General features: G+C 36.4%; 21 protein-coding genes. 12 read left to right on the top strand and 9 right to left on the bottom strand.

All coding sequences use genetic code 11. The features are described 5' to 3' along the window. Positions 1-58: 58 nt before the first annotated feature. Positions 59-1087: a peptidoglycan DD-metalloendopeptidase family protein gene (locus SFA27_RS18985; protein WP_047377816.1), complete on the bottom strand. Its 1029-nt coding sequence runs from the start codon at positions 1085-1087 to the stop codon at positions 59-61. A gap of 226 nt (positions 1088-1313) precedes the next feature. Here SFA27_RS18985 and SFA27_RS18980 point away from each other — a divergent pair, with 226 nt between their 5' ends. From SFA27_RS18980 to SFA27_RS18965, 4 genes are all read left to right on the top strand, one after another. Further along, the gene (locus SFA27_RS18980; RefSeq protein WP_052184756.1) at positions 1314-2354 is read left to right on the top strand and encodes an NAD(P)H-dependent glycerol-3-phosphate dehydrogenase; all 1041 of its coding nucleotides are present in this window, start codon (positions 1314-1316) and stop codon (positions 2352-2354) included. 264 nt (positions 2355-2618) lie between these two features. Beyond that, entirely contained in the window at positions 2619-4124 is a 1506-nt protein-coding gene (gene mqo / locus SFA27_RS18975) for a malate dehydrogenase (quinone) (RefSeq protein WP_047377817.1), read from the top strand. A 66-nt stretch (positions 4125-4190) separates the two neighbouring features. Further along, the gene (locus SFA27_RS18970) at positions 4191-4589 is read left to right on the top strand and encodes a hypothetical protein (RefSeq protein ID WP_264519120.1); all 399 of its coding nucleotides are present in this window, start codon (positions 4191-4193) and stop codon (positions 4587-4589) included. A gap of 5 nt (positions 4590-4594) precedes the next feature. Continuing rightward, on the top strand, positions 4595-5461 hold the full coding sequence (locus SFA27_RS18965; RefSeq protein WP_407294253.1) for an AadS family aminoglycoside 6-adenylyltransferase: 867 nt from the start codon (positions 4595-4597) through the stop codon (positions 5459-5461). A gap of 2 nt (positions 5462-5463) precedes the next feature. On the opposite strand, the gene SFA27_RS18960 is transcribed toward SFA27_RS18965, so the two are convergent. Beyond that, complete coding sequence (locus SFA27_RS18960; protein ID WP_407294250.1) at positions 5464-7044, bottom strand: GMC family oxidoreductase N-terminal domain-containing protein; 1581 nt, start codon at positions 7042-7044, stop codon at positions 5464-5466. Between the two features lie 130 nt (positions 7045-7174). On the opposite strand from SFA27_RS18960, the gene SFA27_RS18955 reads away from it, so the two are divergent. The 4 genes from SFA27_RS18955 to SFA27_RS18940 all read left to right on the top strand — a co-directional run bounded on the left by SFA27_RS18955 (position 7175) and on the right by SFA27_RS18940 (position 11928). Then, positions 7175-7792, top strand: a complete 618-nt coding sequence (locus tag SFA27_RS18955) for a DUF1684 domain-containing protein (protein ID WP_407294248.1) — start codon at positions 7175-7177, stop codon at positions 7790-7792. Between the two features lie 3 nt (positions 7793-7795). Beyond that, a complete protein-coding gene (locus tag SFA27_RS18950) occupies positions 7796-8269 on the top strand; it encodes a GNAT family N-acetyltransferase (protein WP_047377822.1) in 474 nt (157 codons plus the stop codon). A gap of 73 nt (positions 8270-8342) precedes the next feature. Beyond that, positions 8343-9152: a glucose 1-dehydrogenase gene (locus SFA27_RS18945; RefSeq protein ID WP_407294246.1), complete on the top strand. Its 810-nt coding sequence runs from the start codon at positions 8343-8345 to the stop codon at positions 9150-9152. A gap of 106 nt (positions 9153-9258) precedes the next feature. Then, positions 9259-11928 (top strand): MGH1-like glycoside hydrolase domain-containing protein, encoded by a 2670-nt coding sequence (locus SFA27_RS18940; RefSeq protein WP_407294243.1) that lies wholly within the window; start codon positions 9259-9261, stop codon positions 11926-11928. A 27-nt stretch (positions 11929-11955) separates the two neighbouring features. On the opposite strand, the gene recO is transcribed toward SFA27_RS18940, so the two are convergent. Genes recO through SFA27_RS18920 form a run of 4 tightly spaced genes read right to left on the bottom strand, consistent with a single transcriptional unit; the run spans position 11956 to position 16625 of the window. Further along, the gene (gene recO, locus SFA27_RS18935) at positions 11956-12642 is read right to left on the bottom strand and encodes a DNA repair protein RecO (RefSeq protein WP_264519113.1); all 687 of its coding nucleotides are present in this window, start codon (positions 12640-12642) and stop codon (positions 11956-11958) included. A 3-nt stretch (positions 12643-12645) separates the two neighbouring features. Further along, entirely contained in the window at positions 12646-14910 is a 2265-nt protein-coding gene (locus SFA27_RS18930; RefSeq protein ID WP_047377826.1) for an isoleucyl-tRNA synthetase, read from the bottom strand. Positions 14911-14919: 9 nt separating this feature from the next. Beyond that, on the bottom strand, positions 14920-15867 hold the full coding sequence (locus SFA27_RS18925) for a metallophosphatase (RefSeq protein WP_047377827.1): 948 nt from the start codon (positions 15865-15867) through the stop codon (positions 14920-14922). Further along, complete coding sequence (locus SFA27_RS18920) at positions 15867-16625, bottom strand: 5'-nucleotidase C-terminal domain-containing protein (protein WP_047377828.1); 759 nt, start codon at positions 16623-16625, stop codon at positions 15867-15869. The genes SFA27_RS18925 and SFA27_RS18920 overlap by 1 nt, the downstream gene beginning before the upstream one ends. Before the next feature lie 107 nt (positions 16626-16732). Here SFA27_RS18920 and dapA point away from each other — a divergent pair, with 107 nt between their 5' ends. The 4 genes from dapA (at position 16733) to SFA27_RS18900 (ending at position 19535) form a co-directional block, all read left to right on the top strand. Further along, positions 16733-17605, top strand: a complete 873-nt coding sequence (dapA, locus tag SFA27_RS18915; RefSeq protein ID WP_264519111.1) for a 4-hydroxy-tetrahydrodipicolinate synthase — start codon at positions 16733-16735, stop codon at positions 17603-17605. A 110-nt stretch (positions 17606-17715) separates the two neighbouring features. Then, positions 17716-18219, top strand: coding sequence for a GNAT family N-acetyltransferase (locus tag SFA27_RS18910; protein ID WP_047377831.1), 504 nt, complete (start codon positions 17716-17718; stop codon positions 18217-18219). Positions 18220-18514: 295 nt separating this feature from the next. Further along, a complete protein-coding gene (locus SFA27_RS18905) occupies positions 18515-19096 on the top strand; it encodes an AraC family transcriptional regulator (RefSeq protein ID WP_047377832.1) in 582 nt (193 codons plus the stop codon). After that, entirely contained in the window at positions 19089-19535 is a 447-nt protein-coding gene (locus tag SFA27_RS18900; RefSeq protein ID WP_264519110.1) for a response regulator, read from the top strand. Before SFA27_RS18905 ends, SFA27_RS18900 begins: the two co-directional genes overlap by 8 nt. 612 nt (positions 19536-20147) lie before the next feature. Here the strand turns inward: SFA27_RS18900 and recG are convergent. From recG to SFA27_RS18885, 3 genes are all read right to left on the bottom strand, one after another. Next, a complete protein-coding gene (recG, locus tag SFA27_RS18895; RefSeq protein ID WP_407294237.1) occupies positions 20148-22235 on the bottom strand; it encodes an ATP-dependent DNA helicase RecG in 2088 nt (695 codons plus the stop codon). A 159-nt stretch (positions 22236-22394) separates the two neighbouring features. Beyond that, entirely contained in the window at positions 22395-22928 is a 534-nt protein-coding gene (locus SFA27_RS18890) for a thioredoxin fold domain-containing protein (RefSeq protein WP_047377835.1), read from the bottom strand. Between the two features lie 42 nt (positions 22929-22970). Further along, positions 22971-24482, bottom strand: coding sequence for a peptide MFS transporter (locus SFA27_RS18885; RefSeq protein WP_047377836.1), 1512 nt, complete (start codon positions 24480-24482; stop codon positions 22971-22973). Between the last annotated feature and the right edge of the window lie 18 nt (positions 24483-24500).

Here is a 24500-nt window from a genome sequence, read left to right as displayed (position 1 = left end):
ATCAGACAGATCAACATTAAAAATAAAAAGGCCGTTCTATGTGAACAGCCTTTATTTTTTATAGATTCATAAACAATTTCGGATTAATCGGAGTATTGTTTTTGTGTACTTCATAATGAAGATGAGGACCTGTAGAGCGTCCTGAATTTCCGGATTTAGCAATTACCTGGCCTACTTTTACTTTATCATTCACTTTAGATATAAGTTGAGATAAGTGTCCATACAGCGTAGCCAGTCCGTTTCCGTGAGAAACAATTACGCAGTTTCCATAGCCACCTTTCTGTCCGGAAAAAATAATTGTTCCGGCAGCCGCAGCTCTTACATCAGAACCATAGGCAACGGCAATATCCAGCCCTTTGTGAAACTGCATCTGATCAGCTTCGGCAGGGGGATTGTTTTTTTCAGCAGCGACAGTTTTGGTTGTTGTAGTTCCGGCAACAGATTTTGTAGTCGCAGGAGCAGAGGAGGCAGCCACAGGTGTAGCTTTTGGGGTAACCATCACTTTTACTTCTCTTTTATTTCCATAACTGTCTGTAAGCTCTACAATTTTTTCAACAGGTTCAGCTTTTACCTCAGGTTTTGCGGCTGCAACCGCTACAGGTTTTGTTTCTGTGGCTGCACTTGTTTTTACCGATGCGAAAACAGTTTTGAACGGAATCGGGTTTTTTCTCACTCCGAAATTAGAGGAAATATATCCGTCTGTAGGCATACCCAAAGGAACCTGCATCAGTTTTTTCTGAAGATCCATCAGATACTGGCTGTATCGGTTGGCCTGTTTGGAAAGATAAATAGAATTTGAAATACTGTCCTGATTGAGCATCATCAGCTTTTCATTGGTAATGTCTTTGGACTTCAGGAAGGAGTTGAGCTGAGCAACTGTCTGATCTACGAGAGTAAGATCAGTTTTCATTTTTAGATAATCTACACTGTCTTTTTCAGTGTTTATTTTTACAAGATTAACTTCGTAGGTTTTGTCGTCTCTTTCAGAAAAGAGCTTTGCAATGAAGACACCTTGTGCAAAAACTACTAGCAAAAGTCCTCCCAGGAGAATGTTTACGTTCTTCTTGCTGTTTAGAAATTTTTTCATATTTCTTCTCTTAGTAAAATTTAAAACGGTTTTGAAGCTGCAAATTTAATTAAAAATAAGCTTTGAGGGTTATTTTTAATTAAAATTCAGTTTTTTCTGTATTTAACGGTTAATTAGCTGTTTAATTGTGTTGGAATGTTAATTTTTTCAGAAAATGGTGTTTATCATAGTTTCAAAGCCTTCGTTACGTCTTTGTTTTAATATCTTTGCAGTTCACATTCCAATTATGGCTAAAAAGAAAATTATTTCAGAATCTTCGAATCCAAAAAAGAATAAAAAGGATATTTCTGTAGGAGTTGTAGGGAGCGGAAGTTTTGCAACCGCTATTGTAAAAATGCTTGTTGAAAACTGTAAAGTTGTACACTGGTGCGTAAGAAGTGAATTTGTAAAAGGAGCCATCGAGCTTCGTGGACACAACCCGACTTATCTTACAGCTGCTCACTTTAATCTGAAAAGCTTAAAATTAACAACGGATATTAACGAACTGGTTTCTGCCTGTGACGTTATTGTTCTGGCAACCCCGTCTATTTACCTGTCTGATACACTGGATAAGATGACCTGTGATTACTCAGATAAGATCTTTATCTCTGCAATTAAAGGAATTATTCCTAAAGTAAATGATGTGGTAGCCCATTATCTGCGTGATGAATTTAAAATCGGGTTCAGAAATCAGGCAGTTATTGCTGGGCCTTGTCATGCAGAAGAAGTAGCAATGGAAAGACTTTCTTACCTTACCATTGCGGCAGTAGAAGATGAAACGGCTGAAAAACTTGAAGGAATTTTCAGTTCAGACTTTATTAAAGTACATACAAGTAAAGATATCTTAGGAAATGAATACAGTGCTATTCTTAAAAATATTTTTGCGATAGGAGCGGGAATCGCAAGTGGATTAGGGTATGGCGATAACTTTACCGCTGTTTTTGTTTCCAATGCAATCCGTGAAATGGAAGCTTTCCTGGAAGCCATCTATGAAGCACCAAGAGATGTGAATGAAAGTGCTTATCTGGGTGACCTGCTGGTAACTGCTTATTCACTTTTCTCAAGAAACAGGAACCTTGGAAACCTTATTGGAAAAGGATATACCGTAAAATCTGCTATTCAGTCTATGAATATGGTAGCTGAAGGATATTATGCTGCCGATTCTATTTATAAAACAGCAAAGCAGAAAAATCTTAAACTACCAATTATAGATACCGTATATGCTATTCTTTATGAAGGTAAAAATGCTGAAAAACAGTTTAAAAAACTGACCGCAAAATTGAACTAAAAACAAGGCTTTATTGCTGAAAAATAAAATTAATCGAAACTTAAGCATCCAATGCTTAAGTTTTTTTGTGCTTCATTTTGATGATCCAGGGATAATAACGGTGTGATATTATCAATCATTTCAATGGTGTTTTATTGAAATTTTCCATAGCTTTTTGTTGTGTACTCAAGAAGTATTTTTGCTGCAAAAAATAACGTGTTAAAATCGTTAAACGCGTTCCTGTTTTTAAAACTTTTCCCGAAATTTGAAGTAAAATTTAAAATTATGTCACAATCGCTTACAAGCAGAACACCGAAACCTAAATATGACGTTGTACTGATAGGCGGCGGAATCATGAGCGCCACTTTAGCAACGCTGCTTCATGAATTTGATCCAAATCTTGAAATTGCAATCTTTGAAAGACTGGGAAGGTTTGCCAAAGAAAGTACAGCAGCATGGAACAACGCCGGAACAGGGCACTCCGCTTTTTGTGAGCTAAATTATACCCCGGAAAAACCAGATGGGTCTATTGATATCACTAAGGCAGAAAGTATCGCAGAACAGTTTGAAATTTCAAAACAATTCTGGGCTTATCTTCTCACCAAAGGTTATATTCATGAGCCAAAAGAATTTATCAATTCCTGCCCTCATATGAGCCTGGTATTCGGGGAAAAAGATGCTGAATATCTTAAAAAACGCCATGATAAAATGGCAGAATCTGTTCTTTTCTCAGGAATGGAATTTTCTACAGATCATGAGAAACTGAGAGAATGGATTCCTTTGGTAATGAGCAAAAGAAATCAGTCTGAAGTAATGGCAGCAACGAAAATGGATATGGGGACGGATGTGAACTTCGGAACACTGACAAGAAAAATGGGAAGACATCTTCTGGAAGATTCCAATGTTGAAGTTTTCTTATACCACGAAGTGAAAGACATAGATCCAAGAGAAGATGGGAAATGGGGAATGAAGGTAAAAGACAGAATTCATAGTCACAAACAGGAAGTTGTTGCAGACTTTGTTTTCATTGGAGCAGGAGGATATGCGCTTCCGTTATTGGACAGTTCAGATATTAAAGAAAGTGAGGGCTACGGAGGTTTTCCGGTTTCCGGACAGTGGCTGGTAAGCCATAATCAGGAATTGGTAGAAAAACATCAGGCTAAAGTATATACACAGGCTACAGTAGATGCTCCGCCGATGTCTGTTCCGCACCTTGACCTTAGAATTATTGATGGGAAAAAAGCACTTCTTTTCGGACCTTTTGCAGGGTTCTCCACCAAATTTCTGAGAGAGGGAAGCTATCTTGATCTTCCTGAAAGTGTAAACACCAAAAACCTGAAATCACTTTTCGGAGCTTGGTGGCACAATATTCCTCTGACGAAATACCTTATCCAGCAGGTTGCTATGACAAAATCCCAGAGGATGCAGCATTTAAGAGAATTCATCAAAGATGCTAAAGAAGATGACTGGGAGCTGAAAGTAGCAGGCCAGAGGGTTCAGGTCATCAAAAAAGATGAAAAAGAAGGGGGGAAACTGGAGTTCGGAACTGAAGTGGTAGTGAACAAGAGCGGAACCATTGCTTCTCTGCTGGGAGCTTCACCAGGTGCGTCCACAGCAGTATATGCCATGCTGAACGTACTGGAAAAATGCTTCCCGGAAAAACTTCATGGTGAATGGAAAGGAAAACTGCTGGAAATGGTTCCTTCCTATGGACAAAAGCTGGCCGAAAATCCTGAACTGACCAATGAGGTGAGGAATTATACAAAAGAAAAATTAGAATTAGAATATTAATACCAATAATGAGCAATGAGTAGAAGATCTATTACTCATTGCTCATTATTTATTACTTATTAAAAGGTGGAAGAAGTAATTGTAAAACCTGTTATTGCAAAGGAAATCCTGGAATCTCTTAAGGCAAAAACGGAAGAAGAAAAACAGGTGATCGTACACTGTTGTTTTCCAGCATCGCCGTTTTTGGGAAATCTCATCAGGATCTGGCATTCGACCTATCTTTTTGACAATCAGTCTGAGCATAGAAGCAAATTGATTCATGCAGAAAATATTTCAATTTCTCCTTATTGGACGCCGGTTCCTTTTATGAAAGATTTTTGGTTTACCCTGATATTTTCAGGGCTTCCGAAAGATTGCAAAAGTTTTGATCTGAAAGAAGTTATCCCTGAAGAAGGCGGCTTTTTTGTAGAATCAATTAAAAGAAACTCTTCCGATGTGTATCGGGTAAAAATATCAGAATTCTGATAAATATGAAAATAAGGGAAGAAAAACTGAAACATATTATTCATTGGGCTGAAAACAATCCGGACATCCGTGCTGTTCTTCTTACCAGTTCATTGGTAAACCCTTATGCTCCTGTAGATGATTTTAGTGATCTTGATGTAGAACTTGTTTTTGAGAATAGAGCATCTTATGAATCCGGAAATGAATGGACCAGGCTTTTTGGTGATCCTATTTCCATGATTGAAGAAGATGACCATGTTTTTGAGGGAAAACATGCTATGAAAATGGTTTTGTATAAAGACCATGTGAAAGTTGACTTTAAGCTGTATCAGGTGTCTGAATTTATTGAAGAAGTCAATGAAGAAACTCTTCCCGAAGATTGGGATGTAGGATATCAGGTTTTAATAGATAAAGATCATCTGACAAAAAATATGAAACCACCTACCTATCAGTCGATCATGATCCATCAGCCTGCGGAAAAAGAATTTCAACAGCTGATCAATGACTTCTGGTGGGATACAACCTATGTAGCAAAATGCCTTAAACGCGGTGATATTTTTTATGCCAAATTTATGTCTGAAAATGTCCTGCGTACAGATTATCTCGTTCCTTTGATCGAATGGTATATTGCCGGAAATCATGACTGGGATACTATTACAACCAATAAACACGGAAGGCTCTTCAAACAATATTTATCCCCGGAATTATGGAATAAAGTGGAAGGCACTTTCTCCGGAAATGATATTGAAGAAAACTGGAAAGCTCTGCTTACATGTGCGGATCTGGTTCATGAACTGGGAACTTCTTTGGCTGAAAAGCTTCATTTTATCTATCCGGTAAAGCTGGAAGATGATATCCGGAACTATCTTACAGAAGTACATTCAATGCCCTGATTTCAGACAAATTCATTCTGTTTAATCAGGTTTTCAATACAATATTCTGCAATAGCGGTAATGGTGACAAACGGATTGACACCAATGGTTCCGGGAATTAATGATCCGTCCAGAACATACAGGTTTTCATGATCTTTTAGCTTTCCAAATTCGTTGGTAGCTTCACCCAAAACACATCCTCCAAGCGGATGATAACAGATATCAGCTCCGAAACCATTATTGAAAAGCAGATGGCTTCTGGTTCCGCCATTGGCTTTATTCATTTTGCGGATAAAATATTGGGCATTTTCTTTCATTTTGGCGGTATTGCTTTCGTCCCAGTTCAAAGTCAGGGATTGGCTGGCTTTATTGTAGGTAACTTCCCCTTTTTTATCGACTCTGTTGATCAGCAGATATAAAGCGGTAGCAACATCCATTCCCATCGGTAAAGGGGCAATTTCTGTGAAAAACGGATGTTCCGGATCATCCCAGTTGTCAATTCCTCCTACCGGAATAGTAGATTGCTTGGCTCCTGTACCGCCTGACAAAGGTTTTACCCAGTTTCTTCCGGTCATAAAATTTCCATTGTTTCCCCATTTTTTTCCGATCTTTTCATGAACAGGAAAATTGTTTTCTGCATGAGATTGTAAAAGAAGCTGTAAAGTTCCCATTGTTCCCGCAGAAAGAATCAGCTTTTTACAGTTGAAAACTTTGTCAGCAACCGGAATTCCGGAAGTATCAATCTGATGGACGTTTAATGTATAGCTTTTATCATCATTGAGTTTTATTGTTTGAACACGGTGAAGGTCAAGAATTTCTAAGTTTCCGGTTTCTAGTGCTTTTCTGAGATAAGTTTTATCCAAACTGTTTTTTCCGTGATTGTTGCCATAGATGACCTCGGTATTAAGGGCAGAGCGGGGAACTTCATTCCGGAATTCTTTTTCCATATACTTAAAATCATATACATTCGGAACTCTCATGGTTTTAAAACCAGCTTTATGAGCCTCTTCTTCACCTACCTGTGTGAATTTATAATAAGGACAGTCTTTCAGAAACTGCTCGTCAATCACATTTACTTTGAGTTCTTCCCGTACCAGAGGAAAGTAATGATTGTAGAATTTTTCAGCATCAAGATCCGGAAAAACTTCTTTGAAATAACTTTCTTTGGGAGTAACAGCCATTCCGCCATTCACAAGAGAACCTCCGCCAACGCCTCTTCCTACCCAGATATTGATATGATCAAAATCCAGACGGTCTAATACTCCGGTAAAAGGAGTCAAAGAAAAAATATTCATGAAAGGTGCAATGCTTTTCTTTTTCAGCCAGGCCGAGCTTTTCCCAGGTTTCAGCAGATTGGAAAACGGAATTCCTGCTTTTTCCCAGTTAAGACCCATTTCAAGCATCACTACTTTTTTTCCTGCTTCACAAAGACGTAATGCAGATACAGCACCTCCATACCCGCTGCCGATGATTATAATGGGAACATCAGTATTTTCTTTGATCTGGCTGTTTTTTCTTTCCTCAGCCCGGAATAATTCAGATTGAAGAAAATAGAAACCTGATATCGCCAACACACTGGTTCTGATGAAATTTTTTCTGTCCATGAGCTTTGCTTTTCAAAAAGTATGCTAGATCAGCAGGGGCTTATTTTATTTAAAACAGATTATATTTTTTATTAGAATTTTAACTTTTGTTGTTCCGAAAATTCATAGTTTTATTTATAATTTTATATTCATGAAAAAATATATAGTACTCTTTTTACTCCTGCCATTATGGGCTTTTTCTCAGAAAACGGTTTCAAAGGAAGAGAAAGATGTTCAGAAATTTCAGAAAGAACTTAATGCTGAATACTTCAATTCAAAAGAGACTCCATTAAGGGGAGATAATTTTAAAAACTTTAAAGGACACCCTTTCTTTCCTTTTGATGCCAAATACAGAGTAATGGCGGAATTTGTTAAATCAAAAGATACAAAGCCCTTTGAACTTCCCACTTCTTCAGGGAAAACAAAGTCATATCAGGAATATGGAAAAGCAACTTTTACATTGGATGGTAAGCCATATACTGTAACATTGTACCAAAGTCTGGCTTTAATTAAACAGGAAAAATACAAAGATTACCTTTTTCTTCCGTTCCGTGACGCTACCAATGAAAAGGAAACCTATGGAGGAGGAAAATATATGGATTTGAAAATTCCGAAAGGGAACACTATTGTACTTGATTTTAATCAATCTTATCATCCTTTTTGTGCATATAATGCTTACGATTACAATTGCCCTATTGTTCCTGAGGAGAATAAACTTCCCGTGGAAATCCGTGCAGGAGTAATGTATGAAGATATATACCATCACTAAGACATGATACATTTAGAATTCTATAAACCAGAAGATCTTTCCGGAGTAAGTTATGCTTTGGATGAAAACCAGATGCAATTTACTGCGACAGCTCAACAGGCTTTGCAACGTATCAGTGAACGGGATGATGACGATGCATTTCCGGTGACTATATTTGAAAATGATCAGGTTGCAGGTTTTTTTGTACTTGATTTTGGGAAAGATAAATTTGAACTTACCGATGATGAAACATCAGTTTTACTACGTTCCTTATCTGTAAATCCTCAGATGCAGGGACGAGGAATAGGGAAAATAGCTATGCTGGAGGTAGGGAATTTTGTAAAGAACCACTTTGGGGAGTGCAACGAAATTGTACTGGCGGTAAACCAGAAAAATAATTCTGCTTACCATATTTATCTTCAGGCAGGATACATTTATGATGGTAAAACCAGAATCGGAAGGAGCGGACCTCAATATCTGATGCACAAAAAACTTTAATAAAATTTTAAAATCATAATTTTTTATCTGCTGATATCTTTCCATAACTTTGAGTAACATCAAATTACAAAACATGGAAATATCACTTCAAAATCAGGTTGCTGTGGTTACAGGAGCCTCCAGTGGAATAGGTTCAGGAATTGCCAAATCATTAGCTGCAGCTGGAGCAACAGTCATTGTCAATCATTCCTCAGAAAGATCTGCAGAAGAAGCCAAAGCTGTTTTGAAAGAAATCACTGATGCCGGAGGAAAAGGAATTACTTACGCATGTGATGTCTCCAAAGAAGATCAGGTAGTCAAAATGTTTCAGGATGTTGTTTCCGAATTTCAAACCGTAGATATTCTGGTGAATAATGCAGGTATTCAGAAGGATGCAAAATTCACCGAAATGACAATAGACCAATGGAATGCTGTCATTGGTGTCAATCTTACGGGACAGTTTCTATGTGCCAGAGAAGCCATTAAAGAATTTCTACGACGTGGCATAGATCCTTCACGTTCTGTTGCCTGTGGAAAGATTATTCATATCAGTTCTGCACACGAAATCATACCATGGGCGGGGCATGCCAATTATGCATCCAGTAAAGGAGCCATCAGAATGTTGATGCAAACCCTTGCTCAGGAATATGGAGCAGCCAAAATCAGGGTCAATTCTATCTGCCCGGGAGCAATTCAGACTCCTATTAATCAAAATGCATGGAATACTCCTGAAGCACTTAATTCTCTACTTACCCTTATTCCTTATAACAGAATCGGACAGCCGCAGGATATCGGAAATTTAGCTGCTTTTCTTGCCAGTGATCTTGCTGATTATATCACAGGAACCAGCATTTTCGTTGATGGTGGAATGACTACGTTTGAGAGTTTTTCTACGGGGGGATAGTAGTTTAAAGTTCAAGGTTCAAGGTTTAAAGTTTAAAGTTTAAAGTTTTGAGCTTGTGGTCATCAATACATGAATACATTTTACAATTGTACAAAACATCTTATCTATGTCAGAAAAACAGAGAATTTCAGATATTTCATGGAAAAAATGGGGTCCTTATGTAAGCAACAGGGAATGGGGGCTTGTTCGTGAAGATTACAGTGAAAACGGTGATGCCTGGAATTATACCAGTCATGATACGGCAGAAGCCAAAACATACCGTTGGGGTGAGGAAGGCATATGCGGAATCTGTGATGACCTTCAGAAACTTGTGTTCTCTGTGGGATTCTGGAATAAAAAGGATAAGATGGTGAAAGAGCGGTTCTTTGGACTGACCAACGGACAGGGAAATCATGGTGAAGATGTAAAGGAATATTTTTATTACCTGGATTCTACACCTACCCATTCTTACATGAAAATGCTGTATAAATATCCTCAAAATACTTTTCCTTATGAAGACCTCGTGAAAACAAATGCTTTAAGAAGTAAGGATGAAACGGAATATGAACTGATTGATACCGGAATTTTTGATCACAATGAATATTTTGACATCTTTATTGAATACGCAAAGGAAAGTCAGAATGATATTCTGGTCCGGCTAACGATTGTCAACAAATCTGAAAAAGAAGTACCTCTTATACTATTACCAACAGTTTGGTTCCGGAATACCTGGAACTGGGGATATGATGACTATGAACCTCAGTTATTTGCCGAAGATGCAGACCGTATTAAAGTGAACCATAAGGATATTGAGATCAAAAATGTCTACGCAAAACAATCTTTAAAGACCCTGTTCTGTAACAATGAAACCAATAATGAAAGACTTTACCAGTCTCAAAATGAGTCAAAATTCTGCAAAGACGGGATTAATAATTTTGTAATGACAGGTAATTCTCAGTCAGTGAATCCAAAGAATGCAGGAACGAAAGCTTCTTTTTTTATTGATGAAGATTTCAAGGCCGGAGAATCCAGAATATTTGAATTCAGAATATCAGATAAGGACTTACGGGAACCCTTTAAAGACTTTGAAACTCTTTTTGAAGAAAGACAAAAAGAAGCAGATGAATTTTATGCTGAAATCCAGAAAGGAATTGCTTCGGAAGATGAAAAGCTGGTGCAAAGGCAGGCTTTTGCGGGAATGTTGTGGAATAAAATGTTTTACCACTACAATGTTGAAAAATGGCTGAAAGGTGATCCGGCTGAAATGCCTCCTCCAAAGTCGCGGGATAAAATCAGAAATTATGACTGGAAGCATCTTAATAACGAACATATTATTTCCATGCCGGATAAATGGGAATATCCGTGGTATGCCACCTGGGACCTGGCATTTCATACCATCAGTTTTTCTTTGATAGATCCTGATTTTGCAAAACATCAGCTGAAACTTTTCCTGTTTGAATGGTATATGCATCCAAACGGGCAGCTTCCCGCCTACGAATGGAACTTTAGTGATGTGAATCCTCCGGTACATGCCTGGGCTGTTTTCAGAGTATTTAAAATTGATGAATATTTAAAAGATAAGCCCGACCTGGAATTTTTAGAAAGTGCTTTCCAGAAACTATTGATGAACTTTACTTGGTGGGTCAATAAAAAAGATACCAATGGCAACAACATATTTGAAGGAGGTTTCTTAGGGCTTGATAATATTGGTGTTTTCGATCGGAATGCTGTTTTACCCAACGGAGAACAGCTGGAACAGTCAGACGGGACAAGCTGGATGGCTATGTTTGCCCTGAATATGATGCGGATCGCCCTGGAACTGGCCCTTTACAATAATGTGTATGAAGAAATGGCGATGAAGTTTTTTGAGCACTTCCTGGCGATTGCCAATTCATTGGATAATATGGGTGATGAAGAATTCAGTTTGTGGGATGAGCAGGATGAGTTTTTCTATGATGCCATAGCTTCTAATGACGGAACGCATATGTATTTGAGATTAAGGACCATTGTAGGGCTGATCCCGATGTTTGCCGTTGAGGTTATAGATGATGAAATGATTGAAAATCTTCCCAATTTTAAGAAAAGAATGAAATGGGTACTGGATAATAAACCCGAACTGGCTTCTCTGGTTTCAAGATGGGAAGTCAAAGGCCAGGATTCCAAACACCTTTTGTCTTTGCTTCGTGGGCATCGTCTGAAAAGATTGTTAAGCAGAATGTTGAATCCGGATGAATTTTTAAGTGACTATGGAGTAAGAGCATTATCAAAAGAATATGAAAATAATCCTTATACTTTAACTCTGAATGAAACGGATTATAGTGTAAAATATACACCTGCAGAAAGTGACAGCGGACTGTTCGGGGGTAACAGCAACTGGCGCGGCCCTGTATGGTTTCCTATCAATTTTCTGATTATCGACAGTCTTCAGCGCTTTTTCTTCTATTACAGTCCCGATTTCTTAGTTGAATATCCTACGGGAAGTGGAAATTACTTAAACCTTGATCAGATAGCAGATGCTTTAAACAAAAGGCTTGCAAAGATTTTTTTAAAAGATGAAAATGGAAAAAGACCTGTTCACGGGCAGTATGAAAGATTTCAAACCGATCCGGATTTTAAAGATTATATCTTATTCTATGAATATTTTCATGGGGATAATGGCCGTGGAGTAGGAGCTTCCCACCAGACAGGCTGGACGGGACTTATTGCAAAAATTCTGCAGCCAAGATTCTCCAAAAAAGAAATTGCAGAATCTGAAACCGAAATGCCTGAAGATATTGAAAAAACAAAAGAACTGTAAAAAAAGATCAGCCAATCATGAATCCGTCTATTCAAATATCTGCTGGATAATTTCCAGTGAAGCAGGTGTTTTGAAATCCGTAATATGATAATGATAGTACACCAGAAGGCTGTCCAGGAAATCTTTTCTTAATGAGGAATGGATTTTTGTAGCATACAGGTTTTCAGCACAAAGTGCCTCTTTCCATAATGCAGAAATTTCTTCATTGAACTGCTGATGGCTGATTCCTAAAGAAAAAGTGCCGGTTTCCGGATCTAAAAACTTACCATCACTCAACAGTGGAGCAACCCCCTGAATTTTTAAAACAGCCAGTAAAAAAAGAAGATGTGCCTGATAATTTCTGTTCGTCAGTTCATTGATAAAGTGATCAATACCGGCATAGATCGGAATATTTTTATCCTCATATTTCAGAATATGGCTCAGGAAATCTGAAATAAAGAAAATGACGGTATTAACTCTTATATCCGTATAAATATCATTGTTTTTTACCAGTTCAAACTTTGAAACGGTTGGTATACCATTGCCACGGGGTGGATGTATTGAAAAATTCAGCTGGCTCAGCGGCTGCAGCAGGGCTTTCTTTTTATTTTTTTTAGAATAAATTCCTTTTAGAAAATAGCTTTGAAAACCCTCTTCTTCAGTGAAACAATGCAATACAGCATCATTTTCTCCGTATTTTATAAACGAAAGTAAAAAACCGTTTTGTGAATTCATTAATTAATTGACTACTCCTATTTTGGCTGTAGCTTTATCAGACCCGTCTTCATTGGTCATCAGGACAAAGTACATTCCTGATGCTACTCTTACTCCTTTCTGATTATTAAGATCCCATTCATAATAACCTCCTCTTGCCACTGCAGAATGTACAACATTTCCTGCTGCATCTACAATTCTTATATTCGTTTTTTCAGCAAGGCCTTTAAGGGTAACTTTTCCTTTAAAATTGGAATATACAACAGGGTTAGGATATACCACAACATCCCCGAAATTGGAATTTACATCAGCAACATCCCCCTGATAGGTTACAATACCATTATACGTTACAAAATATACTTTCCCGGTTTTCTTATCAACCTTTATATCTGTAACGCTGTTTGTAGGAAGAGGTGAATTCTCTTTAGTAAAATGTTTTATGGTTTTCTGGCCGTCAGCAGACAGATAATATACACCACCACCATCAATGGATACCCACTTGTAATTTCCTTCATCTACTGCAATCTGAAGAATAGCTGATTCTCTGAAAAGCTCTTCACCCAGCCCGTTTTGTTCTATTACTATAGGTTCTACTTCAGGCTGTGGTTTTTTTATTTCAGATGCAGCATTAGGCATAATTCTTAAGCCTCCATCTGTACCGATCCATGCATCTCCGGACTTATCAAATGCTACGGATAGGATTCCTCCTGAACTGTTAAATCCATTAGCAGAACCAAGAATATAGTCTGTATCATCGGAAAGGTTGGTTGCATTTTTATAGTCATATACCCAAAAGTTATTAGATCTCGGCAATGGAGTCCATAACATATTTTCATGGAAAACGGCCTTTTGTATACCATCACTGGCCAAAACGATTTTCTTGATGATAAAATCATCAGCGGCTTTATCATAGATCCCCATGGAAGGATTTCCGTCATTAAATCCGAAGGAAACAAAAAGATTGTTCTGAGTATCTGTAGTCAATCCTACTGGGCGTCTGTAGTAAGGCTCAGCGCCAAGATTATAATACTTTACCAGCTCAAAATCTTTGCTTGTAGCATTATATTTCATTTTATATACTCCGTGAGACAACATTGTATAATTAGTAAAGAGAACTTCATTACTGTTATAAGGGCTTATAATAGCATCCAATACGTTGACAAAGACTGGACGATTTGGATTACTTTTGTTGAAAAAAGAAGGATAGATCCAATCCGTACCGTTGAAATAATAAAATCCTGGTTCTTGCGGAATAATAGACGGGTGATTGTAATTATTTGCTCTGGCACCAGTGGAAACCAAGAGTTGATTATTATCGAAAAGATTAATATTATAGGCAAAATTATAGTAAGGGCCTAATGGCTTAAAAGTATTGTTACTTTCATCTTTGATCCCTGATAATACAGTTCCTCCAAAGATTTTTCCACCAGCTGTTATAGCAGTGTTGCATTCCTCTCCAAGGCTCACCGCATTTTGTGATACTCCGTTAATGCCATAAGTATATACTCTGTTATCAGTAACTATAATATTATTGGATGTAACAACGATATCATGGATATTATCAAAGTTTGTAGGAAGCTGGGTAGGAGTACCGTTGTTATAAAAATAGGCAGCTGTAGCGGATGAATATACCAGCTCAGATTCTGAATCTATATGCTTGAATGCTCCGGGAGCTTCCGTTGTCCATGTGGAATATACCGGGAAGGTAGTATTCATCTGATGGCTTTTCAATCCTGTATCCGTTACAGAATATACTTTATTTCCGAATATAGTGGCTTCATTACTTGCCTGATAAACCCCTCCATTCAGGAAAAATGCAGAATCTCCGAATTCTTTATTATTCAGATTAAATATGGAAAGTCCGTAGCCTACAGAAATGACAGCCTGATTTCCTGTTATGGAAATATGATTGATTTTTTTATTTCCGTTATAGCCGGTAGCAATAGGAATATCTACAATATATTTGATTTCCTGTGGAGTGATAACATCCATAGAGCCGTTTTCATACCCAATGAGTCCTGTTTTCGTCTGTGGGTTATAATCGAAGGCTGTTATTCCAACATTATGCAGGCCATTGGCCTTGGACAACTTCGTAATTTCTCCTGTTGATATTGTATAATAGAATATTCCGTTTTCTGTAGCTGCAATGATTTTCCCATTGTCTTCTTTCATTGCTAAGACTTTGTTATAGGAAAACAGATCTGCCCATTTTTTTGATGAAATGACCTGAGCTTTTGTAAACTGCAGGGATGCTAAAATACCAAGAGAAATTATAGAGAGTTTTTTCATATTATGCGGTTATGCTATGCTGCTGTCTATTACCTGATTGTTCCAGGAAATATGCTGTACGTTTTTGTTTGTATCAAAATAAAAATCTATTCTACCCAAAAGAAGACCTGCCCATCCTACCTGATTGACAAGAACATTTTTGCCCTGTCTGTTTGTATAAGATTGAGGTTCCGGTAAAAATGTATGAGTATGGCCTCCCAGGATAATATCAATATTTTCTGTACTGGCCGCTAAAATTTTGTCGCTTATTTTATTCGGTTCATCTTTATAATCGTAACCAATATGTGAAAGACAAATCACCAGATCACATTTCTGATCTTTTTTCAGGTAATTTGAATAATGCTGTGCTACATCAATAGGGTTGGAATAAACGGTTTCTCCATACTGTTTTTTACCTACAAGGCCGTCCAGTTGAATTCCCACTCCGAAAATTCCTACTTTGATTCCATTCTTGTTGAAGATCTTATACTGGGAAGTTTTCCCGTCAAGAACAGTATTTTTAAAATCATAATTGGAACAGATAAAAGGAAACTTTGCATTAGGAAGTACCTTTAAAAATCCATCAAGACCATTATCAAAATCATGATTTCCCATGGTAGAGGCATCATATTTCATCATGGACATTAATTTGAACTCCAGCTCTCCTCCGAAGAAATTGAAATAGGGAGTTCCCTGAAAAATATCTCCTGAATCAAGAAGCAGTACATTGCTTTCCTGGTTTCTGATCTGCTGAATTAAGCTAGCCCTTCTTGCAAAACCTCCCTGGTTAGGGTTTTTTGTATAGCTTGCATCGAAAGGTTCTATTCTGCTATGCTGGTCATTGGTATGAAGAATAGTCAGTTTATTTGCGGATTTTAGGTCAAGAATTTTCAACTCTTCCGCCATCATCATATTGGGAGCTAAAGCCATTGCTAAAGATCCGCCTCCTATTGCTTTTAAAAAACTTTTTCTATCCATTACTTCTTCCCGATAAAATTTAAACGAACATCAGAATTTACTACAACTTCAGGAGTCTTCTTAAAATAATCGATAAACAGATCTCTCATTTTAATTCCTGTTGAGATTGATTCTCCTTTTGCAAAGAATTTCATATTGTCTCCTCCCAGTGCAAGATAGTCTGAAGTGGCAACATAATAGTCTTTAGCCGGATCTACCTCCTTTCCGTTGATTAAGGATTTAATGATCTGTCCATTCTTTGTTTCAATGTATAAATGAGAAACAGGGTTGTTGACCTGCGTTTTTGCATAATACTCAAAAAGCCCCTGTAAATCTGCTCCCTTCATTTTTACAATAACCACCTCATTTTCGAAAGGCATTACTTCAAATACATTTTTCAGTAAAATATCGCCCTTTCCAATGGTGGTACGGATTCCTCCGATATTGATCAATGCAGCATCTACATTTTGTTTAAGATGAGTTTTTATCCACTCATTACCTCCTTCAAACGTATAGTCAGCTAAAAGATTACCCAGATTGCTGTTATCGCCCTGCTTTGTAAGATCCACATTCGTATGAGAGATCTTCTGGTTCATTTCTTTATCCAGTTTTTGCTTATAAGGCTCAATAAATTTTACAAACTCCTCATCATTTTTTAGCTCATTATTAATAGAAATATTTTTCTGGGATTTTACATCCGCAAGTTGCAGCGTAGAAGCTGTTTTGCATGCTGTAAGGGCTGCCAGGGCAATTCCTATTAACAAGAATTTATTTTTCATAATATCTTTTAGTATATGCAAATATAACTATATGTATAATAAAACATTATTATTTATTACAAATTCTTACTGTAAATTATTAAATTTGACAAAAATAATTCTAACAGATGAGCATTTTAAAAGGAGTAGGTGTTGCATTGGTAACGCCCTTTAATGAAGATTTATCCGTTGACTTCGACAGTTTAACAAAACTTGTTGAATACAATGTCGAAAACGGAACCAATTATTTGGTAGTATTGGGTACTACGGCAGAAGCCGCAACGCTTTCTGCAGAAGAGAAGAAACAGGTAATTGAGCATATCATTAAGGTGAATAATAAACGTCTTCCTTTAGTTTTGGGAATTGGCGGCAACGATACTCTTGACGTTAAGAAACAGATTGAAGAAGCAGATCTTTCTGCATTTGAAGCAGTACTTTCAGTATCTCCTTATTACAATAAACCGAACCAAGAAGGTCTTTACCAACATTATAAAATGTTAGCTTCGACAGGGAAGAATATTATTATTTATAATGTTCCTTCGAGAACCGGGCAGAATGTAGAGGCAGATACCACTCTTCGTCTTGCCAAAGAATTTCCTAATTTATTCCTGATTAAGGAAGCTTCACCCAATATTTTACAGTATTTTGATATTCTGAGAAAGAAACCTGAAGGATTTTCATTGGTTTCCGGAGATGATGAATATACATTACCGGTAACATTGGCAGGTGGAGATGGTGTGATTTCCGTAATCGGGCAGGCATATCCTAAAGAATTTTCTACCATGGTACAGTTAGCTTTTGAAGGAAAAGTGAAAGAAGCTTACGCAATTCATAATAAGCTGGTAGATATTACCCGCTTGATTTTTGCAGAAGGAAACCCTTGCGGTATTAAAGTAATACTGGCTGAAAAAGGAATCATTAAAAACTTCTTAAGACTTCCTTTAGTGGCTGCTTCAGAAGGCCTTCATGCAAAAATTAAAGCTGAAATGGCCAACATTTAATAATGAATTGAATTTTAAAATGGTTTTAAAATTCAGAAGTTCATGGAAAAATATAAAGGGTGAAAAGTTTAGGCTTTTCACTTTTTTTAATCATATTAATACAATAAATCATGAAATTAAGACAGGCAACAGCTGTGGATATTCCTTTAATTCAGGATCTGGCAAGAAGATCATGGGAAAATGCCTATGCAGACATTCTTTCGAAAGAACAGATGGAATTTATGCTTTCCGAAATGTATTCTGAAACAGAAATTCTGAACCACCTTGAAAATCCTCATTACCATTATTATCTTATTCAAGATGAAAATAATGACTCTTACGAGGGGTTTATAGGATATGAACATCATTACGAAGAGAAAACAACTAAGCTGCACCGTATTTATCTTGTTCCGGAAAGTAAAGGAAAAGGATTCGGTAAAAAAGCACTTCATTTTCTGCATGAGAAAGTTTCTGAAAGTGGAAATGAAAGAATTATTTTGAATGTAAATAAAAATAATTCTGCCCGAAATTTCTACGAATCCCAAGGATACAAGGTTTATGGGGAAGGTGTTTTTGATATTGGAAATGGATTTGTGATGGATGATTATATGATGGAGTTTCTAATTCACTCATGATTGACTTAAAATTTTGTAACTTTATCCTGTAATTCTATAACAAGTGACTTCTTTTTTTGAATGATCTTTGCTTCAGAACCAAATCACTTATAACAATACATTCATATGCTTGGTTTTGAGCTGACACAGCTTTTTATCAGTATATTTTTTTCATCCTTAGTGTTTAAATTCCTGTATTCTTAAATACAGGAGTTTTTGCGTCTATTTGGTAAAAATAAAAAATTTACACCTATTTCACTTTTAAATGAAATAAATTATTATATTTACTAAATAAAACAGGCTTATATATACTAGGATGAAAATGTATGTTAAATTTGATTTCAATGCCCTTTGCAAGAAGGTATTGGACGAAAAACTTAAAGAACACGGGCTGAAGTACAGGTTGCTGAACTTCGGTGAAGTGGAATTTTATGAGCCCCTTACACAAGAACAGCACAGTCTTTTTAAGAAAAATCTTGAAGATTATGGTATAGAAATCATAGAAAGTCAAAAGACTGCGTTGGTACAGAAAATAAAAGATGTTATCGTAGAACTGGTCTTTTCTGATGAGATCATACCGGTAAAAGCATCCATATATATTTCTGAGAAACTGAATCACAGCTATGGATATCTTTCCAACCTATTTTCCGAAGTCGCTTATACATCTATTGAGAATTTTATTATTCTGCAAAAGATAGAGCACGCGAAAGCCCTGATCATAAGAAATAAACAAAGCCTTACAGAAATAGCCCATAAGCTGAATTACTCCAGTGTGGCGCATTTGAGCACCCAGTTTAAAAACACAACAGGAATCACTCCCTCCCAGTTCCAAAAAATTATTGGAAAACGGAGAAGAGCTCAAAGCACGGTAATAAACCCTAAAATGCAGTATGAATAAAGAATTTCTGAACGTAATAGTAGCAGATAACGATGAAAACACCTTGATTTTTTTTAAAAATATTTTGAAAGAGTTGAAAATCTCTATAAAAGTTCAATGTTTCTGTAACGGAAAAGATATGATGCTATATCTGAATAATGATGATGCCGTAGTGCCGGAAATTGTTTTCATAAAATACACTATCCCTGGAAAAGACAGTATGGAATGCCTGGAAGAAATTGAAGCAAATTCAAAATTCAATAACATGGTAACCACCATATTTTCGGAACCGATTCCGGAAAATGAAATTGAAGATATTTTTGTAAAAGGAGCCAATATTTTCATGAAAAAACCAGAGTCTTTTGAGAGTCTGAAAAAGGTGCTTACAGAAGTTATTACAATCAATTGGCAGTATCATACTTCAGGATTGAATAAAGACCATTTTATTCTTAAAGTGTGATGAATAAAGGAGTTATTAATTTTGTGTTACGAGAATATTAATCGTATTTGATGCATACTATTCACAAATAAGTGAAAATTTTATAACTAATAATTAAAATAATATAAAAAGGATCTGAATTAATATACTGACATTTGTAAAAGTAATCTGAGACACAAATTTCATTATATAGTAGAAGATACAGATGAATGAGAAGTAATTGTTTCTAAAAACAAAAATTATATAAATCACGATGTTAGTTAACAAAATGAATTATACTAATTTTCCAATTTTAAAGCACAGAAGATCTTTAAACAAAACGGTACAATCATGAAAACTCAAAAGTAGTTGGAGATATTTTTATTCGTTTCATTCCCTCATCTCCACCGAAACTCAGTTAGTTTTTATAATAAGCAAGTTGGAAAAAAATAATTCATTTTGTTTTTCATAATTTATTTTAATAGTTAAGGTTTTAGCTTATCCAAATCTTATATTGTTATATAGATATTTTCACACCACATCACAAAATATTAAGCCTTAACTATTAAATAAATTTTTTTGAACATATCAAAGTAATTTCTTCTAAATAACAGTTTTATAAGGGGGCCGCAGGAAGTATTTTCTGCGGTTTTTTTATGAAATTTTACTCCATTTGTTTTTTCCTTTGTAGTATCTGATATAATAGTTTTTAATGATCAGATTATCAGGTCTGGACAGCATCGGATCAGCTTCCAGAATTTTTTCTACCGTATTTTTTGTCGTTTTGATGATCACCGAATCATTTATCAGGTCTAATCTCTTAAAATCTACCACACCACTTTGCTGGGTACCCAGAATATCTCCCGGGCCACGGAGCTGCATATCCACTTCAGAAATTTTAAAGCCATCATTGGTTTCAGTCATTGTCCTGATACGCGTTCTGCTTTCCTTAGACAATTTATCTGAAGTCATCAGGATACAGTAACTCTGTTCAGCACCTCTTCCTACACGTCCTCTCAACTGATGCAGCTGGGAAAGTCCGAATCTTTCTGAACTTTCAATGACCATTACAGAAGCATTGGGTACATTTACGCCTACTTCAATTACTGTAGTTGCCACCATAATTTCAGCTTTCCCCGAAGCGAAATAGGCCATTGCAGCGTCTTTTTCATCCGGTTTCATCTTTCCATGAAGCATGGTCACATTGTATTCTGAGAAATAATCCATGACATGTTCCAAGCCTTCCGCCAGATTTTTGTAATCTAAGGTTTCTGATTCCTCAATAAGTGGATATACAAAATAGACCTGCCGGCCTTTCTTAATTTCGTCTTTACAGAAATTATAAACATATAGTCTGTCTTTTTCACGTCTGTGAGCAGTAATGATAGGTTTTCTTCCCACTGGCATTTCATCAATCACGGAAACATCCAGATCTGAATAAAAGCTCATTGCCAGAGTCCTTGGAATAGGAGTAGCAGTCATTACCAGAATATGGGGTGGGATTTTATTTTTAGCCCAAAGTTTAGCCCGTTGAGCAACTCCAAATCTATGCTGCTCATCAATGATGGCTAATCCCAGATTTTTAAATTTAACCTTATCTTCCAAAACAGCATGAGTTCCTACCAAAATTGAAAGCGAACCGTTTTCCAGTTCTTCATGTATAATTCTCCTTTCTGACGCTTTGGTAGAACCAGTCAGAATACGGATATTGATTTCTGTTTTTTCTAAGAGTTCTTTGATTCCGTTATAGTGCTGCTGAGCAAGAATTTCCGTTGGAGCCATCAGACAGCTCTGAAAACCGTTGTCCATAGCAATAAGCATGGTTAACAATGCCACCATCGTTTTCCCTGATCCTACATCACCTTGTAAAAGCCTGTTCATCTGAATTGGCCTTTTCATGTCAAGACGGATTTCTTTTAATACTCTTTTCTGTGCATTGGTAAGCTCAAAAGGAAGATGGTTTTCATAGAAATCGTTGAAGTGGTCCCCAATAATAGGGAATGGGTTACCATAAGCCTGTGTTTTATGGTGAAGCTTTTTCAAGCCATATCCTAATTGAAAAAAGAAAGATTCCTCAAATTTTAATCTGTAATCAGCCTTATCAAAATGCTCTTTGTCTTTTGGGAAATGAACATTCAGAAAAGCGTGCTGTCTGGACATGAACTTGAAGGTTTTCATCAGATATTCCGGAAAATTCTCTTCAATAAGATTCGGAATTTCTTTGCAGATATTTCTCAGGGCATTCTGAAAAAATCTTTGATTTAATCCCCTTTTAGTCAGCTTTTCTGAACTCGGATAGATAGGTTTAAGCCTTGTATCTCCTTCTTTATTTTCCTCAGCTTCTATTTCCGGATGCGGCATAGAAAACTGACGGTTGAAAACATTGATTTTCCCAAAAATATAAACGTCCTTGTTAATAGGAAGCTGCTCTTTCAGCCATTTAGAATACTGGAACCATACCAGATCCATACTGCCTGTTTCATCATTGAATTTTGCAGATAATCTTTTAGTCTTCCCGGTCTGGATTTCCTGAACATGGGTGATTCTTCCTCTCAATTGTATTTCCTGGCTGCTTTCTTCCTGAAGCTGAGAAACTTTATAAATTTTACTTTTATCCAGATAACGGATAGGGTAGAAGTTCAGCATATCTTCAACAGTGGTTAGGCCCAATACACTTTTAATGAGTTTGGCTCTTTCCGGACCTATTCCTTTTACGTATTCTATGGAGGTTTCGAGATTCATTTTCAGATTTCAGGATGCGGGTTTTTGAATTTTTTGATCCTTATTTTGTGACAAAAGAAATAAAGGTTCGAATTTCGGTAAAATTAAAAAGACTTCCAAAAAATTGGAAGTCTGTATGGTAAATTTTTAGCATTAAATACGAAAATCCGGATCTCTACATTAATCTTTGATTTTAGATTTGAACTTTTTCTGGTAGTCTTCCCATTGTTCTCTGGTTTTAATCTTTTTGAACAAATCTTTTGAGATCAGTTCCAGATAGGGTTCCAGTTCTTTGGCTGATAATTCTCCCTGAAGAATGGTAATAGGATCTCCGTGTTCATCCAGAAATACAGTACTTGGAACAGCACCTACATTCATATACTGTGTAAATTCATGCAGTGAATTTTTTCCTTTTCTGTGCTCTGTATTAGGGTTTGAAAATGTTCTTCCAAAGATCTCAATACTCTTTTTTTCTTCTGCATTAAACTTTACAGGATAATAATTTTCGTTCAGATTCTGAGCAATCACAGAATGTCCGTAAGTTTTTTTGTCCATAATTTTGCATGGACCGCACCAGTCTGCATAAAAATCAATAAGTATTTTTTTAGGATTTTCCTTTTGAGCTTTTAAGGCTTCTTCAATGGTCATCCATTTTACCTGAGCAAAACTAAAATTTAATAAAAATAAGAGTATTATGCTTAAAATTTTCTTCATATTGTGATATTTAGGTTAAAAATAAGCATAATTACTTATTTTTTATTTTACGTCTTGCATTAATTTTTTCACGTACGGAGATATCAAAATTAATACCACTCCGGCAATTACCGCATATAAACCCAATTGTTTATATCCATCAGTATAAGTGATCAATTCATCATAGTTGGTAGAACCTTTTTTTGCGGTAGCAAGACTGGCTCCTATAATTCCTGCAACATACTGTCCATAGGCCGAAGCAAGGAACCACATTCCCATCATCATTCCCTGAAGATTCTTGGTAGAAAGCTTGGTCATGATAGATAATCCGATAGGAGAGAGGCATAATTCGCCAAGAGTAATGATTAGTAATGCCAGTGTGAAGAAGTTCAGTGAAGTGATTCCCTGAAGATCAGCAAAGAGGCGGGTAGCAAATAAAACATAGTATCCCAGTCCTAAGAAAATAAATCCTAATCCAAATTTGATAATTGTGTTGGGCTCAATTTTTCTTTTGTTCAGCCAGATCCAAAGAAGCCCGATCAATGGAGCTAGGAAAATAATGAAGAAAGCTCCTCCTGAATTATTCACTCCATTTGGGTCTAATCCTAAAAGGTCTTTATTTAGATTTTTAGCGGCAAAAATACTTAAAGAACCTCCACTTTGTTCATAAATTCCCCAGAATATGATGGAGAATATAATAAATACTAATGCTGCCCAAAGCTTTTTACGCTCTGAAGCTGTTACTTTAGACATTTCATAGAATAGATAGATTAAAGTTAATGGCCCGATTGTCCACATAAAATAATCTGTATATTCTGTTTTAGCAACCATGGTCATGATAATTGGGACAAAAACCAATGACAAAACGTATACTCCATATTCTTTCCATTTTGGTATTGGAGCGGTTTTTTCTTCTGCTAAAGGATGTCCCGGCTGTAAACCGATAGTACCTAGTGTTCTTTGTGTAAATACAAAATTAATCAAGCTCACCACCATTACTATTGAAGCCAGTCCAAAAGCAATATGCCATCTCATTTCTTCTGCAATAATATTACTTAAGAATTCTCCTTTACCAATAGCAATACATAAGTAACCACCTAATAATGCTCCAAGATTAATTCCCGCATAAAAAAGCGAAAAGCCTGCATCAGCTCTTGAATCATTAGGTTTATAAAGTTGTCCCACCATAGATGAAATATTAGGTTTAAAGAAACCTGTACCTACTACGGTGAATGCTATTCCCAGGAAAAAGAATTTGTGTGGATCGGTAGCCAAAATTAAGCTTCCTATGATCATCAGAAGACCACCCCAGAACAGGGATTTTCTGAATCCTAAAATTTTATCGGCAAAAAGACCTCCTACAAAAGTAAAAGCATAAACGAAGGCCTGGGTTGCACCATATTGAAGGTTGGCTTCTTTTTCATGGAAATTAAGCTGAGAGATCATAAAGAAAACCAACATTCCACGCATTCCGTAGAAACAGAAACGTTCCCACATTTCAGAGAAAAACAGGCTCCAGATCTGTCTGGGATATTTTCCTTTGAAATTTTGTATTTCATCTAAAGTTAAGCTCATAATGATATATGATTAAGT

The sequence above is a fragment of the Chryseobacterium sp. HR92 genome (assembly GCF_045689405.1).
Lineage (GTDB): Bacteria > Bacteroidota > Bacteroidia > Flavobacteriales > Weeksellaceae > Chryseobacterium > Chryseobacterium viscerum_A.
This window is presented reverse-complemented; position numbering and strand designations above follow the sequence as displayed.

Excerpts from the sequence above, each read along its gene's own strand:
- recO (WP_264519113.1), bottom strand. The coding sequence starts at position 12,642 with ATGAATTCACAAAACGGTTTTTTACTTTCGTTTATAAAATACGGAGAA.
- SFA27_RS18885 (WP_047377836.1), bottom strand. The coding sequence starts at position 24,482 with ATGAGCTTAACTTTAGATGAAATACAAAATTTCAAAGGAAAATATCCC.
- SFA27_RS18940 (WP_407294243.1), top strand. The coding sequence starts at position 9,259 with ATGTCAGAAAAACAGAGAATTTCAGATATTTCATGGAAAAAATGGGGT.
- SFA27_RS18960 (WP_407294250.1), bottom strand. The coding sequence starts at position 7,044 with ATGGACAGAAAAAATTTCATCAGAACCAGTGTGTTGGCGATATCAGGT.
- SFA27_RS18965 (WP_407294253.1), top strand. The coding sequence starts at position 4,595 with ATGAAAATAAGGGAAGAAAAACTGAAACATATTATTCATTGGGCTGAA.
- SFA27_RS18985 (WP_047377816.1), bottom strand. The coding sequence starts at position 1,087 with ATGAAAAAATTTCTAAACAGCAAGAAGAACGTAAACATTCTCCTGGGA.
- SFA27_RS18910 (WP_047377831.1), top strand. The coding sequence starts at position 17,716 with ATGAAATTAAGACAGGCAACAGCTGTGGATATTCCTTTAATTCAGGAT.
- SFA27_RS18955 (WP_407294248.1), top strand. The coding sequence starts at position 7,175 with ATGAAAAAATATATAGTACTCTTTTTACTCCTGCCATTATGGGCTTTT.
- recG (WP_407294237.1), bottom strand. The coding sequence starts at position 22,235 with ATGAATCTCGAAACCTCCATAGAATACGTAAAAGGAATAGGTCCGGAA.
- SFA27_RS18920 (WP_047377828.1), bottom strand. The coding sequence starts at position 16,625 with ATGAAAAATAAATTCTTGTTAATAGGAATTGCCCTGGCAGCCCTTACA.
- SFA27_RS18890 (WP_047377835.1), bottom strand. The coding sequence starts at position 22,928 with ATGAAGAAAATTTTAAGCATAATACTCTTATTTTTATTAAATTTTAGT.
- SFA27_RS18905 (WP_047377832.1), top strand. The coding sequence starts at position 18,515 with ATGAAAATGTATGTTAAATTTGATTTCAATGCCCTTTGCAAGAAGGTA.
- mqo (WP_047377817.1), top strand. The coding sequence starts at position 2,619 with ATGTCACAATCGCTTACAAGCAGAACACCGAAACCTAAATATGACGTT.
- SFA27_RS18945 (WP_407294246.1), top strand. The coding sequence starts at position 8,343 with ATGGAAATATCACTTCAAAATCAGGTTGCTGTGGTTACAGGAGCCTCC.
- SFA27_RS18950 (WP_047377822.1), top strand. The coding sequence starts at position 7,796 with ATGATACATTTAGAATTCTATAAACCAGAAGATCTTTCCGGAGTAAGT.
- SFA27_RS18980 (WP_052184756.1), top strand. The coding sequence starts at position 1,314 with ATGGCTAAAAAGAAAATTATTTCAGAATCTTCGAATCCAAAAAAGAAT.
- SFA27_RS18925 (WP_047377827.1), bottom strand. The coding sequence starts at position 15,867 with ATGGATAGAAAAAGTTTTTTAAAAGCAATAGGAGGCGGATCTTTAGCA.
- dapA (WP_264519111.1), top strand. The coding sequence starts at position 16,733 with ATGAGCATTTTAAAAGGAGTAGGTGTTGCATTGGTAACGCCCTTTAAT.
- SFA27_RS18930 (WP_047377826.1), bottom strand. The coding sequence starts at position 14,910 with ATGAAAAAACTCTCTATAATTTCTCTTGGTATTTTAGCATCCCTGCAG.
- SFA27_RS18900 (WP_264519110.1), top strand. The coding sequence starts at position 19,089 with ATGAATAAAGAATTTCTGAACGTAATAGTAGCAGATAACGATGAAAAC.